General features: G+C 74.5%; 13 protein-coding genes. 8 read left to right on the top strand and 5 right to left on the bottom strand.

The annotated features are described in order from the left end of the window. Positions 1–29: 29 nt before the first annotated feature. The 4 genes from P8A18_RS18440 (at position 30) to P8A18_RS18455 (ending at position 4,457) form a co-directional block, all read left to right on the top strand. Positions 30–1,016 carry an asparaginase gene (locus P8A18_RS18440; RefSeq protein ID WP_306055933.1) on the top strand — a complete coding sequence of 329 codons (987 nt, stop codon included), beginning with the start codon at positions 30–32 and terminating at the stop codon, positions 1,014–1,016. 91 nt (positions 1,017–1,107) lie between these two features. Further along, positions 1,108–2,361, top strand: a complete 1,254-nt coding sequence (locus P8A18_RS18445; RefSeq protein ID WP_306055934.1) for a GNAT family N-acetyltransferase — start codon at positions 1,108–1,110, stop codon at positions 2,359–2,361. 58 nt (positions 2,362–2,419) lie between these two features. Further along, the gene (locus P8A18_RS18450; RefSeq protein WP_371933690.1) at positions 2,420–3,124 is read left to right on the top strand and encodes a TetR/AcrR family transcriptional regulator; all 705 of its coding nucleotides are present in this window, start codon (positions 2,420–2,422) and stop codon (positions 3,122–3,124) included. A gap of 214 nt (positions 3,125–3,338) precedes the next feature. Then, complete coding sequence (locus P8A18_RS18455; RefSeq protein ID WP_306055937.1) at positions 3,339–4,457, top strand: DUF4037 domain-containing protein; 1,119 nt, start codon at positions 3,339–3,341, stop codon at positions 4,455–4,457. A gap of 83 nt (positions 4,458–4,540) precedes the next feature. Here the strand turns inward: P8A18_RS18455 and P8A18_RS18460 are convergent, their stop codons facing one another. Together P8A18_RS18460 and P8A18_RS18465 are read right to left on the bottom strand one after the other, a co-directional pair. Further along, the gene (locus P8A18_RS18460; RefSeq protein WP_306055939.1) at positions 4,541–4,873 is read right to left on the bottom strand and encodes a hypothetical protein; all 333 of its coding nucleotides are present in this window, start codon (positions 4,871–4,873) and stop codon (positions 4,541–4,543) included. A 9-nt stretch (positions 4,874–4,882) separates the two neighbouring features. Beyond that, a complete protein-coding gene (locus P8A18_RS18465) occupies positions 4,883–5,509 on the bottom strand; it encodes a sigma-70 family RNA polymerase sigma factor (protein ID WP_306055940.1) in 627 nt (208 codons plus the stop codon). 74 nt (positions 5,510–5,583) lie between these two features. Here P8A18_RS18465 and P8A18_RS18470 point away from each other — a divergent pair, with 74 nt between their 5' ends. Beyond that, positions 5,584–6,456 (top strand): alpha/beta fold hydrolase, encoded by an 873-nt coding sequence (locus tag P8A18_RS18470; RefSeq protein WP_306055941.1) that lies wholly within the window; start codon positions 5,584–5,586, stop codon positions 6,454–6,456. Between the two features lie 3 nt (positions 6,457–6,459). On the opposite strand, the gene P8A18_RS18475 is transcribed toward P8A18_RS18470, so the two are convergent. Next, positions 6,460–7,155: a TetR/AcrR family transcriptional regulator gene (locus tag P8A18_RS18475; protein WP_306055942.1), complete on the bottom strand. Its 696-nt coding sequence runs from the start codon at positions 7,153–7,155 to the stop codon at positions 6,460–6,462. 52 nt (positions 7,156–7,207) lie between these two features. Between P8A18_RS18475 and P8A18_RS18480 the strand changes: the two genes are divergently transcribed. Next, positions 7,208–8,323 (top strand): FAD-dependent oxidoreductase, encoded by a 1,116-nt coding sequence (locus P8A18_RS18480; RefSeq protein ID WP_306055944.1) that lies wholly within the window; start codon positions 7,208–7,210, stop codon positions 8,321–8,323. 130 nt (positions 8,324–8,453) lie between these two features. Here the strand turns inward: P8A18_RS18480 and P8A18_RS18485 are convergent, their stop codons facing one another. Both P8A18_RS18485 and P8A18_RS18490 read right to left on the bottom strand, forming a co-directional pair. Continuing rightward, a complete protein-coding gene (locus P8A18_RS18485; protein ID WP_306055945.1) occupies positions 8,454–9,200 on the bottom strand; it encodes a phosphotransferase family protein in 747 nt (248 codons plus the stop codon). 180 nt (positions 9,201–9,380) lie between these two features. Continuing rightward, positions 9,381–10,211, bottom strand: coding sequence for a class I SAM-dependent methyltransferase (locus P8A18_RS18490; protein WP_306055946.1), 831 nt, complete (start codon positions 10,209–10,211; stop codon positions 9,381–9,383). 61 nt (positions 10,212–10,272) lie between these two features. Here P8A18_RS18490 and P8A18_RS18495 point away from each other — a divergent pair, with 61 nt between their 5' ends. Together P8A18_RS18495 and P8A18_RS18500 are read left to right on the top strand one after the other, a co-directional pair. Further along, a complete protein-coding gene (locus tag P8A18_RS18495) occupies positions 10,273–10,872 on the top strand; it encodes a TetR/AcrR family transcriptional regulator (RefSeq protein ID WP_306055947.1) in 600 nt (199 codons plus the stop codon). Between the two features lie 148 nt (positions 10,873–11,020). Next, positions 11,021–11,821, top strand: coding sequence for a phosphotransferase family protein (locus P8A18_RS18500; protein WP_306055948.1), 801 nt, complete (start codon positions 11,021–11,023; stop codon positions 11,819–11,821). The last annotated feature ends 357 nt before the right edge of the window (positions 11,822–12,178 follow it).

Below are 12,178 nucleotides of genomic sequence, written 5' to 3' on the forward strand. Positions count from 1 at the left end.
CGGGTCCCGTCCGTCCCCGGAAGGCCACCATGACCTCCAGCGCAGCCCGCACCCCCGCCATATCCGACCCGGCCCCCGGCCTGCCCGTGCTGGCCGAGGTCGTACGGTCCGGATTCGTGGAGGGCCACCACCGGGGCTCACTGGTGGTGCTCGCCGCCGACGGCAGCGTGGAGCTGGCCCTGGGCGACCCGGCGGCGCCGGTCTTCCCGCGCTCCTCCAACAAGCCGATGCAGGCCGCGGCCGTGCTGCGGGCAGGGCTCGACCTGTCCGGCGAGCGGCTGGCGCTGGCCGCCGCGAGCCACTCCGGCGAGGGTTTCCACCTCGATCTCGTACGCAAGATGCTCGCCGAGCACGGACTGTCGCCGGACGACCTCCGGACCCCGCCGGACCTGCCCCTGGACCCGGTGGAGGCCGAGACGTATCTCGCCGCCGGGCACGTCCGCGAGCGCCTCACGATGAACTGCTCCGGCAAGCACGCGGCGATGCTCGCGGCCTGCGCCCGCAACGGCTGGGACCTGCCCGGCTACCTCGACCCCGGCCACCCCCTCCAGCAGCTGGTCCACCAGGTCGTCGAGGAGGCCGCGGGCGAACCGGTCGCGGCCGTCGGCACCGACGGCTGCGGAGCGCCGCTGATGGCCATTTCGCTGGTGGGCCTCGCGCGGGCGTTCCGTACGTTCGTCACGGCACGGGAGGGCACCGCCGAGCGCCGGGTGGCGGACGCGATGCGCGCGCACCCGGAGTACGTGGCGGGCACGCGGCGCCCCGACACCTGGCTGATGCGCGAGGTGCCCGGCACCCTCTCCAAGATGGGCGCGGAGGCCGTCCAGGCGGTCGCCCTGGCGGACGGCAGGGCCCTCGCCTTCAAGATCGACGACGGCTCCACCCGGGCGCTGCGCCCGGTGCTGGGCCGCGCGCTGGGGCTGCTGGGGGTCGATGCCCCGGTGGTCTCGCGGATCGGCCGGGCGCCGCTGACGGGCGGCGCGGTGGAGGTGGGGGAGATCAGGGCGGCGTTCTGAGGCCCCTGGCCGCGAAGGCCGTGCTCTTCCCGGCCGTACGGCCGTCAAAACCATGCGACAGCGCCCGGCACGCTCTCCTAGCGTGGGCCGCATGACCGCCCTGGATATCCGTACCGTCACCCCGTCCGAGTTCCCCGACTGGCTGCGCGCCCTGAACACCGGCTTCCTGAGGCCGCCCACCCCGTCGGACGAGGAGGTGGCCGGGCGCCTGTCGTACATGGACCTGTCCCGCGTCCAGGGGGTGTTCGACGCGGGGCGGTGCGTCGCGACGTTCCGCTCGTTCGCCCAGGAGCTGACGGTCGTCGGCGGCGCGACGGTGCCCACGGACGCGGTCACCAACGTCACCGTCTCGCCCACCCACCGCAGGCGCGGGCTGCTCTCCCGGATGATGGCCGCCGACCTGGCGGCGGCGAAGGAGCGCGGCGACGTGGCGGCGACGCTGATAGCCGCCGAGTATCCGATCTACGGGCGGTACGGATTCGGCCCGGCGGCCGGGACCACCGAGTGGGAGATCGACGTCCACCGCACCGGCCTCGACCCGCACCGCCGGGTCCCGGAGGCCGGTGACGGCGGCCGGATCGACCTGGTGGACGGCGCCGAGATCCGCGAGCTGGGCCCCGCCCTGCACGACCGGCTGCGGGCCCGGCAGCACGGCGTGGTGAGCCGCGACCCACGCTGGTGGGAGCTGCTCACGGGACAGTCGCTCTTCCCCGACGACCCCTGGACCGAACCTTTCTACGCCCTCTATCGGGGCCCCGACGGGACGGTCGACGGGATGCTCGCCTACCGAGCCGACGCGAACTGGAGCGACGCCAAGCAGCCGCTGAACCGGGCGACCGTGCGCAGCCTGATCGCCACGACCCCGGCGGCCGAACGGGCGCTGTGGCACTTCCTGTGCTCGGTGGACTGGATCGCCACGATCCGCACCGGGCCCCGCCCCGCCGACGACCTCCTCCCGCTGCTGCTCCCGGACCCGCGAGCGGCGCGCGTCGTGACGCAGGCGGACTTCCTGTGGGCGCGCGTCCTGGACGTCGTACGCGCCCTGGAGGCCCGCACCTACGCGGTGCCCGGCTCCCTGGTCCTGGAGGTCCACGACGGGTCGGGCCTCGCGGCCGGCCGCTTCCACCTGGACGCCTCGCCGAGCGGTGCCACCTGTGTCCCGACGACGCGTTCGGCCGACCTGGCGATGGACGTACGGGAACTGGGCACGCTCTGGCTCGGCGACGAGTCGGTCTCCCGGCTGGTGGCGCTCGGCCGCGTCGAGGAATCGGTCCCGGGCGCGGCGGCGGCAGCGGACGCGGTGTTCCGGACGGCGCGGCGGCCCTGGTGCCCGGACGTCTTCTGAGCCGGCCACCGGACCGGCGGAGGGCTCAAGTCCGGTTGAGGTCAAGGGCGTACGCTTCATGGTCATGAGCGCAGAGAAGGCCAGGTCGGGCGTGGCGGACGGGGGTGCGGCCGACGGGCCGCCCGCCCCGATGAGCCTGCGGGAGCGGAAGAAGCAGCTGACGTACCAGGCGGTCTCCGACGCCGCGATCACCCTGTTCCTGGAGCGCGGCTTCGACAAGGTGTCGGTGGCGGAGATCGCGGCGGCGGCCGACATCTCCAAACCGACGCTCTTCCGGTACTTCCCGGCCAAGGAGGACTTGGCCCTGCTCCGGTTCGCCGACCACGAGGACGAGGCCGCGCGGGTGGTCGCCGCCCGCGCGGAAGGCGAATCGCCCCTGGACGCGCTGCGGCGCCACTTCCAGGACGGCCTGGAGCGCCGGGACCCGATCACCGGTCTGTGCGACGCGCCGGAGGTGCTGGCGTACCACGCGCTGCTGTACGGCACCCCCGCCCTGGTGGCCCGCCTCTTCGCCTACCTGAGCCGCTCGGAGGACGCGCTCGCCCGCGCCCTGGGCGGCCGCGCGACGGACCGGCTGGCCGCGGGCCAGATCGTCGCGGTCCAGCGCGTCCTGGCCTCGGAGAACTGGCGGCGCGTCAGCGAGGGCGGCCGGGCGGACGAACTGTACGCGGAGGCGGTCGAGGCGGCGGAACGGGGCTTCGCCCAACTGCGGTCGGGCCTGGAGGGTTCGGGACCGGCGGGCGGGGTGGACGCGGAGGGTTAGGGCCTGTCCGGCGGGGAAGGCGGGCGCGGCTGGCGTGGAGGGTCGGGCGGGTTCGGTGGGTTCGGCGGGGGCCCGGCGGGGAAGGCGGGCGCGGGGGATGCGGAGGGTCGGGCGGGTTCGGCGGGGGCCAGGTGGGGAAAGCGGGCAGGCGGCGAGGCGGGGCGCGGGCGTAATCCGGTGGCCGGGAGGCCCGCAGACCCCGCAGGGTGGCGGTATGGCGTCCCACCGCGAACCGTCCTTCCTGCCCGGCATCGAGCTCTCCCGTGTCCTGTACGAGGATGCGGTGCGGCCCCTCCTCGACGAGTGCTTCCCCGGTCTGCCGTACGCCGCCGCGCGGCTCGGTCCCGGTTCCGAGGTGCTGGGCTTCGACACCGCGCGCTCGGCCGACCACGACTGGGGCCCGCGCCTGGACCTCTTCTTCGCCCCGGCCGACGCGGCGGCGCACGGCGAGGAGATCCGGCGGCTGCTGGCGGACCGGCTGCCCAAGGAGATCCGCGGCTGGCCCACGCACTTCGGCCCCGCCGACGACCCGCTCGACCCGGCCGCGCACATGGCGGCGACCGAGGGGCCCGTGGACCATCGCGTCCTCATCCACGACCTCACGGCGTGGCTGACCGCGGAGGCGGGGTTCGACGCCTCCGCCGCCGGACCGTCCGCCCGGGACTGGCTCGCGATCCCGCAGCAGAAGCTGGCCGGGATCACCGCCGGCGCCGTCCACCACGACGGGCCCGGTCTCCTCAGCACCGCGCGCCGCCGCCTGGCCCGCTACCCCGAACAGGTCTGGCGCCACGTCCTGGCCTGCCAGTGGCAGCGGATCTCCCAGGAGGAGGCGTTCGTCGGCCGCTGCGCCGAGACCGGCGACGCGCTCGGCTCCGCCGTCGTCGCGGCCCGGCTGGTCCGCGACCTGATGCGCCTGAGCCTGCTCATGGAACGGCGTTACGTCCCGTACACGAAGTGGCTGGGCAGTGCGTTCGCCCGCCTGGACACGGCCGGGGCGCTGATGCCGGCCCTGCTCGGCGCGCTGGCCGCGACGGAGTATCCGGAACGGGAACGGCACCTGTGCGCCGCGTACGAGGCGGTCGCGAACCGCCAGAACGCCCTGGGCCTCATCGACCCGGTGGACCCCACGCCCCGTCCGTACCACAGCCGCCCCTACCTGGTCCTGCACGCGGAACGCTTCGCCCGCCCCCTCGCCGCGTCCGTCACGGACCCGGAGCTGCGGGGTCTGCCGCTGACCGGGACGGTGGACCAGTGGGCGGACAGCACGGACGTGCTGATGGGCCGGGACGCGGGGGCGCTGCGGGCGGCGACTGCGGCGGTGAGCGGTTTCTGAACGACTCGTGAGCGGTTCCTGCCCGGTTCCTGCCCGGCTCCTGACTGGTTCTTTGAGCCGATGTCAGCCGATGCCGGCCGATGTCAGCCGCTGTGCCGCCACCATCGGACGAACGCGTTGCGGTGCCGCCGGGAGCCACGGGCGCCGGTCGCGTGCGTCCGGTCGCGCCGGTCGTACACCGGCCGCCACGGGTCGTCGGGCGAGGCCATCGGAGCCTTCCGGTCCGCCTGCGCCCGGATCTCGTAGTACGACTCGTGGGCCGTCGCCCGGAACGCCTCGTCGTACGAGGCCATCGCGGCCTGCATCGCCGCCCCGGCGGCCCCGCGCCGACGCACGGATACGGCCACCCAGCCGAGGAATCCCATGACGGTCGCGAGGACGCCCACGCAGACGAGAAGCGGCAGGAACTGGTCCATGGGCCGAGCCTAGAGGGCGCCGCGCCCGGCGTCGCCACCACCTTCGAGCCGGTCGCGCTGGAGCCGGTGGGCGAGGGTGCGGCGTACGGACGCCGGGCCGGCCGGGGCGGTGTCCGGCCGGGACGGCACGTCGAGCGCGCGGCTGATCTCGTCGTACGCGGCCCGGTGCGCGGCCAGTTCGTCCCCGTACCGCCGCAGGTCCTCCTCCACGAGCCTTCGCAGCGCGTCTACGTTCTCCGGCGTGAAGTGCCGCCGGCCCCGCGCGAGGGCGTCGGCGGCGGGCCCGCAGCGGGCGGTCGCGGCGTACCTCTCGGCGATGTCCTCGGCGACGCCCCACAGCCGCCCCTCCAGCCACGGCGGGTCGCCCTGGCCGAGGGAGAGGTCCAGCGGCGGCCGCGGTCCGGCGTCGCGGTGCTTGGCCACCTGCTTGGACACGGCGGGCTGGCTCATGTCGGTGAGCCGGGCGATGCGGTCCTGGGTCCAGCCGAGACCGACGAACACCTTGATCATTTCGGCGCGGAGCCCGCGCATCTCCTCGCCCGCGCGAATGACCTCGTTCATCCCGGCGAGCATGCGCCCGGCCTGCTCCTCGGTGAGCCCGCCGGGGTCCTGCTGGGTGCCGCCTTCACCTGCCATCACCCAGTTATACACCGAGAACGAGCGACTATAACCTGGTTGTACAACCAGGTTATGGCTGTCACTCTTCCCTCATGCAGCCTCCAGCAACCGCGACGTTCCGCGCGCCCGACGGGACCCGGCTCGCCTATCGCACGTACGGGGACGCCCCCGGCGACCCGCTCGTCTGCGTCCCGGGCGGCCCGGCGGACTCCCGCTACCTCGGCGACCTGGGCGGCCTGTCCGCGTACCGCCGCCTGGTCGTCCCCGACCTGCGGGGCAACGGCGCGTCGGCGGTCCCGGCCGACACCTCCACGTACCGCTGCGACCGCCTCGCCGACGACGTGGAGGCGCTGCGCCGCCATCTCGGCCTCGACCGTGCGGAGCTGCTCGCCCACTCCGCGGGCGCGAACATCGCGGTGCGGTACGCGGACCGGCACCCGGAGCGGATCGGCCGGCTCGCCCTGATCGCCCCGAGCACGCGGGCCGTCGGCATCGGGGTCACCGGGGAGCAGCGCCGGGCGCTCGCGCGGCTGCGGTGTGCCGAGCCCTGGTTCCCAAGCGCCTTCGCCGCGCTGGAGGCGATCACCCGGGGGACGGGCGCCGACTGGGAGGCCGTCGCGCCGTTCCTCCACGGCCGCTGGGACGAGTCCGCCCGCCGGCAGCAGGAGCTGGGCAGTCAGGGTGATCCGGAGTCCGTCGCCCTCTTCGCCGCCGAGGGTGCCTTCGACCCGGCCGCGACGCGCCGTACCCTCGCGAAGCTCGCCGTACCCGTTCTCCTCCTGGCCGGCGAGTACGACCTGAACAGCCCGCCGGGCGCGGTGGCGGAGTTCGCCGCGCTGTTCCCCGACGCGGCGCTCGTCATGCAGCCGGGGGCGGGTCACTATCCGTGGGTGGACGACGCGGAGACGTTCGCGGCGGCGGTGTCGGGGTTTCTGGGCGCTGCCGGGGTGAGGTGCGGCCTGTGAGGGTCACGCCCCCGGTGGAGGGGTGAGCTTGGCGGCCACGGCGTCGAGGATCCAGTCCAGGCCGGTGCCGAAGGACGTCTCGGCGTCCACGTCCGCGCCGTCGTGCACGACCCTGGCCACCGCCGGGAAGCGGCCGGTGGCCAGCATGTCCGTCAGGTGCGGGCCGGACGCCCGCTGCCAGTCGTGCTTGGACAGGCCGGAGGCGCGCTCGGCCCGCACATGCGCGGTCTCGCGCCTGATCGCGCCGATGAAGTAGGCGCTGACCGTCTCCACGGCGCGCATGGCGGTGTCGATGTCGGCGATGTCGTCGAAGGCGGACAGCGTGGCCTCGGCGACGGCGAGGCCGTTCGGGCCCATGGCCGGGCGGCCGCCGAGCAGGTCGGCCAGCCATTCGTGCCGCAGGGCGGCCCGCCTGGTGCGATGGGCGAGGCCGCGCAGTGCCTCCCGCCAGTCATCCGGCTGCTCCTCGGGCAGGATCTCGGCCTGGACCGCGTCCACCATGAGGTCGAACAGCTCCTCCTTGGTGGAGATGTACCGGTACAGCCGCATCGGGCCGGCGTCCAGGCGGGCGGCGACCTTGCGCAGGGACACCGCCGCGAGCCCGCCCTCGTCGGCCAGCGCGAGGGCGGCGGCGACGATCCGTTCCCGGTCGAGGGGCACGGGTTGAATCGGCGGCTCCGGCCGGTCCCACACAGTCATGGTCACACCGTACGTTGCGATACGGCGTACCGTACCAATACAGTGTATCGACATGAGACATCGCATCGCCGTGGTCGGCGGCGGCCCCGCCGGCCTCACCTTCGCCCGGGTCCTGCACCGTCACGGCCACCCCGTCACCGTTTTCGAACGCGATCCCGCCCCCGACGCCCGTCCCCCGGGCGGCACGCTGGACCTACAGGAAGGGCTGGGCCAGCTCGCACTGGACAAGGCGGGGCTGCTGGCCGATTTCCGGGCGCTGTCCCGCCCGGAGGGGCAGGCCATGCGCATCCTGGACCCGGACGGGACCGTCCTGCGTGACTGGCGCCCCCGCCCGGACGACCGGGCCAACCCCGAGATCGACCGCGGGCAACTCCGTGACCTGCTGCTCGGCCCCCTCGGCGTCCAGTGGGGGAGGGGCGTGACGCGGGTGGTGCCCGGGGCCGGCGGCGTACGGGTCCACTTCGAGGACGGCCGGCAGGAGACGTTCGACCTCGTGATCGGCGCGGACGGCGCCTGGTCCCGGACCCGCCCGGCGCTCTCCCCGGTGACGCCGCACTACACGGGCATCACCGCGGTCGAGACCTCCCTGGACGACGCCGACACCCGCCACCCGGACCTCGCCCGGCTGACCGGTGACGGTTCCGTGGCGGTGTACGGCGTGAACCGGGCCCTCGTCGCCCAGCGCAACAGCGGCGGCCACATCAAGGTGTACGCGCAGTTCCGCGCGCCGCTGGACTGGCACGCGGACCTGGACCCGGCCGACGCCGACGCCGTGCGGGCGAGCCTGCTGACCCTGTTCGACGGCTGGGCCGCCCCCGTGCTCGACCTCCTCCGCCGGGGCACCGCCTTCGTCCACCGCCCCCTCCACGTCCTGCCCGTCTCCCACACCTGGACCCATGTCCCCGGGGTCACGCTCCTGGGCGACGCGGCCCATCTGATGCCCCCGCTGGGTGCGGGCGCCAACCTCGCGATGCTGGAGGGCGCCGAACTCGCCGAGTCCCTGGCCACCGGCCCCGCGGACCCGGACGCGGCCGTCCGCGCCTTCGAGGAGCGGATGTGGGCGCGGGCCGGCAGGTGGGCGCGGATGACGACGGCCGGCCTGGAACGCCTCGTCGGCCCGGACCCCGCCGAGGCCCTCGCCGTCTTCGACGAGGTCCAGCCGTCCTGACCGCGCCGGCCGGGTGTCCGGTGTCCCGGCCGCATTCCGGCCTCTCCGTCGGCCGCCCACGCAGGTCGCGCCGGGGAAAGTCGGCCGGCTCCTCGACGGTGTGACCGCCCCGGCGGGCGGGCCGCGCCACTCACATCAGGGACCTCAGCACGTCGACCTCACAGCCCGGCGCGAACGGGTCGAAGCCGTGCTCGATCAGCCAGCGGACCGCCAGCAGGCTTCGCAGCGACCACCACGCGTGGATCACGTCGAGGTCGATGCCGGTGCCGTAGCCGGCGAGGACGTCGCCGAGGCGTTCCTCGTGGCCGAGGGTGAAGGTGGCGAGGTCGTACAGGGCGTCGCCCCGGCCCGCCTCGGACCAGTCGATGATGCCCGTGACCTCGTCGCCGTCCAGGAAGACGTGCGCGATCTGGAGGTCGCCGTGCGTGAACGCCGGGGTCCACGGCCGGAGCGCGGCCTCGGCGACCCGGCGGTTGCGGGTGACCAGGGCGGCGGGCAGGAGGCCGTTCGCCACGAGCGCCTCGCACTCGGCGTCGAGTTCCGCCGCCAGCGCGACGACGCTCCGGCCCGCCCGGCCGACTCGGGGCGGCAGCGGCGCCTCGTGCAGCTTCCGGATGGCGGCGCCCGCCGCGGCCCACGCCGCCGGCGCCCCGGTCGACGGCCCGCCGAGGCGCCCGAGCGTCGTCCCCGGCACCGCGGCGATCGCGAGCACGGGCGGCTTGCGCCACAGGACCTCCGGGGTCGGGACCGGAGCGAGGGACATCGCCTCGACCTCGGCATCGATACGCGCCTGGTCGGCGTCCACCTTCAGGAACACGTCACCGACGCGCAGGGTCGCCCGCTCGGAATGGGCGACAACGACCTCGACCTCATCCATGGGCGCCCAGTGTTCCGGACTTCGGCGTCGCGCGGAAAGGAAATAACCGCTGGGACCGGCCTCCCAGGGGGCATCCGGCCTCTCCGGGGCGCATTCGCCCCCGGGGCGCATCCGCCCCGCCGGTCGCATCCGGGCCGGCCGGCCCGCTCGCGCCCGGCAACGTCCGAAGTCCGGGGCGGGTCAGTCCGTACCGGACCGGGTCGAGGTGATCACGACGGACGTGTAGGGCATGGTCGCGTGGCCGCCGAGCAGGTCGATCGCGGCCCCGGCGCTGTCGAGGACCTCCGCCAGCCTGTCCGTGGGGAGCTGGGTGAGGCCGCCGAAGGTGGGGAGCTGGTCGAGCCACTCCTCCCGGGTGTAGACGCGCTCCCAGGCGAAGCGCCACTGCTCCGGCTCGCTGAACCTGCCCGTCTGCCGGATCCCGTCGGCGATCCGCTCGAACAGCGGCTGGTACGCGTCCACGGCCGGCCCCTTCAGCAGGCCGGGGTTGAACGGGGAGTCGGGGGCGACCCGTCGGAGTGCTTCGGTGAGGGCGTCGGCCACCTCGGCCGGGAGCTGGGGGACATGGTGGAAGGGGGCGAGCCGGCCGCCTGGCCGGAGCACCTGGGCCGCCTTGGCCGCACCGGCGACGGGGTCCACCCAGTGCCAGGCGGTCCCCGCGACGACCGCGTCGAACCGCCGCCCGGCCGGCTGCCAGTCCTCGAACCTCGCGACCTCGACCTCGACACCGCCGCGTCGCGCGAAGGCGGCCATCCGTTCGTCGGGCTCGACACCGAGCACCGTGCAGCCGGCCGCCCGGAACTGCCGGGCCTCGATGCCGGTCCCGGCTCCGACGTCGAGGACGTGCGGGCCGGGGCTGGCGGCGACGATCCTGTCCACCAGGGCCTCGGGATACGGCGGTCGGGCGCGGTCGTAGCGTTCGGCGTCCACGCCGAACGACACGGCCGTCTGCCGGTGGCGATGGGGCTCGGGGCCGGACGCGTCCGACTGTCCCCGCGATAGAGTGGGCATGCGCCCACACTAATGGGCAGCCGCCCACTTGTTAAGGCGGCGCGGCGCGGAAAGGGAGACCATGCCGTCAGGGGTGCACATCCACAACGTGCGCGGCCAGTTGTTCGAGGCCGCCGAGCGCGTCCTGCTTCGGGACGGGCCCGACGCGCTGACCAGCCGTGCGGTCACGGAGGAGGCGAACTGCGCCAAGGGTGTGCTGCACCGGCACTTCACCGACTTCGACGCCTTCCTGGCGGAGCTGGTCCTCGACCGCGTCCGCGTCATCGAGGACCGGACCACGACTCTGCGCGCGGCCACCGGCACCGGCAGCGTGGTGGACAACCTCGCCGAAGCGCTGCGGGACCTGTTCGGGCCGGTCACGGTGGCGGTCGTCGCGCTCATCACCTTCCGCGACGGCCTCCGCGCCCGGCTGCGCGAGGCCGGCCTGACCGGCATCCCGCTGCTCATGCAGGGCGCCGCCATGATCGCCGCCTACCTCACCGCCGAGCGGGAGGCGGGACGCCTGGCCGACGACGCCGACATCGACACACTCGCCCCCACCCTCGTCGGAGCCGGACACCTGCTGTTCGCCGACCGGTCGAGCGCCCCACCGCAGCCCGCCGCCATCCACAAGATGGTGACCACGGTCATCTCCGGCACCTTGCGCCCGCCCCAGCCATGACCTGACGTCCTGTCCTGACCTGCCTGCCTGCCTGCCTCGGCCGGGGCGTGGGCAGTGCGTCGCACGGAGTGTGTACGTGAGCCGGTGTCATCGACCGGATTCCCCGGCCCGGACCGCGTGGAACCGGAGCGGCGGTAGCGTGATCGTCATGACGGCTGAGGGCGAGGCGCTGGCCGGCGGCATGGCGAATGCGGGGGCGGTCTTCCGCCGCGGTGCACTGGTGGAGCGCCCGGCGCCGCGTAACGCTCGCGCCCTGCACGCGTACCTCCGCGCCCTGAAGGAGCACGGCTTCGACGCGGCGCCGACCCCTCTCGGCCTCACCGAGGACGGCCGTGAACAGCTCACCTTCGTCCCCGGAGACGTGGCTCTGCCGCCGTTCGCGGACTGGGCGATGACGACGACCGCCCTGGAATCAGTGGGGCGCCTGCTGCGGCGCCTGCATGACACCAGTGCGTCCGTCGAGGTCGACACCTGTGCCGGGTGGCCCGGGGACCTGGCCGACCCGGAGGGGGGAACGACGCTGTGCCACAACGACGTGTGCCCGGACAACGTCGTCTTCCGCGACGGCCGCGCAGCCGCCCTGATCGATTTCGATCTGGCGGCTCCGGGGCGCCCCCTCTGGGACGTCGCCATGACCGCCCGCTACTGGGTGCCCGTGGTCGATCCCGCCTCCGCGGCCGCCCTCTACCCCGCCGGGCTGGACGCGCCCGCGCGGCTGCGCACCCTTGCCGACAGCTACGGCCTTTCGCCGCGGGACCGCGCCGAGTTGGCCGGTGTCATCGAGCAGGCCACCGAGGTCTGCCGGGCCTTCGTCGCCCGCCGCGTGGCCGACGGCGACCCCGTCTATCTCCAGGCGCTGGCCGAGCGCGGTGGCTGGGACCGCTGGGACCGTATGCAGACCTGGCTGGCGGAACACCGCGAGACGTTCACGGCCACCCTGCTGACCTGATCGCCCGGAGCGGGCCGTTGACCGGGACGCTCGGGCGACGCCTTGCGTGAGCCGGACGCGCCGGACGAGCCGGGCGCCGCGAAACCCGGTCCGCGCCGACTCTCGAACAGGACCGGAACTCGTCACGACCCGCTTGCACAAGCGGAGGCAGGCGTCCGAGCCCGGAAGCGGCGGGAAGCAGCCGAACCCAAGGCGTGCGTGACCGTGCTCCTGCCTCGACAAGCCGGTAGAACGTGATCCTCGACGGCATCGGGGCACCGCCCCGGCCTCGTACTGCTCGGCCGGCAGGGCTTCGACCCCGGCGCCGCATCCCGGCAGGGGGCCGGCTCATCCGGGACGAAACTCCTCATGAGGATG

The organism is Streptomyces sp. Mut1, assembly GCF_030719295.1.
Taxonomy (GTDB): Bacteria; Actinomycetota; Actinomycetes; order Streptomycetales; family Streptomycetaceae; genus Streptomyces; species Streptomyces castrisilvae.

Coding starts and splice junctions, on each gene's coding strand:
- P8A18_RS18440 (WP_306055933.1), top strand. CDS start 30: ATGACCTCCAGCGCAGCCCGCACCCCCGCCATATCCGACCCGGCCCCC.
- P8A18_RS18445 (WP_306055934.1), top strand. CDS start 1,108: ATGACCGCCCTGGATATCCGTACCGTCACCCCGTCCGAGTTCCCCGAC.
- P8A18_RS18450 (WP_371933690.1), top strand. CDS start 2,420: ATGGTCATGAGCGCAGAGAAGGCCAGGTCGGGCGTGGCGGACGGGGGT.
- P8A18_RS18455 (WP_306055937.1), top strand. CDS start 3,339: ATGGCGTCCCACCGCGAACCGTCCTTCCTGCCCGGCATCGAGCTCTCC.
- P8A18_RS18460 (WP_306055939.1), bottom strand. CDS start 4,873: ATGGACCAGTTCCTGCCGCTTCTCGTCTGCGTGGGCGTCCTCGCGACC.
- P8A18_RS18465 (WP_306055940.1), bottom strand. CDS start 5,509: ATGGCAGGTGAAGGCGGCACCCAGCAGGACCCCGGCGGGCTCACCGAG.
- P8A18_RS18470 (WP_306055941.1), top strand. CDS start 5,584: ATGCAGCCTCCAGCAACCGCGACGTTCCGCGCGCCCGACGGGACCCGG.
- P8A18_RS18475 (WP_306055942.1), bottom strand. CDS start 7,155: ATGACTGTGTGGGACCGGCCGGAGCCGCCGATTCAACCCGTGCCCCTC.
- P8A18_RS18480 (WP_306055944.1), top strand. CDS start 7,208: ATGAGACATCGCATCGCCGTGGTCGGCGGCGGCCCCGCCGGCCTCACC.
- P8A18_RS18485 (WP_306055945.1), bottom strand. CDS start 9,200: ATGGATGAGGTCGAGGTCGTTGTCGCCCATTCCGAGCGGGCGACCCTG.
- P8A18_RS18490 (WP_306055946.1), bottom strand. CDS start 10,211: ATGCCCACTCTATCGCGGGGACAGTCGGACGCGTCCGGCCCCGAGCCC.
- P8A18_RS18495 (WP_306055947.1), top strand. CDS start 10,273: ATGCCGTCAGGGGTGCACATCCACAACGTGCGCGGCCAGTTGTTCGAG.
- P8A18_RS18500 (WP_306055948.1), top strand. CDS start 11,021: ATGACGGCTGAGGGCGAGGCGCTGGCCGGCGGCATGGCGAATGCGGGG.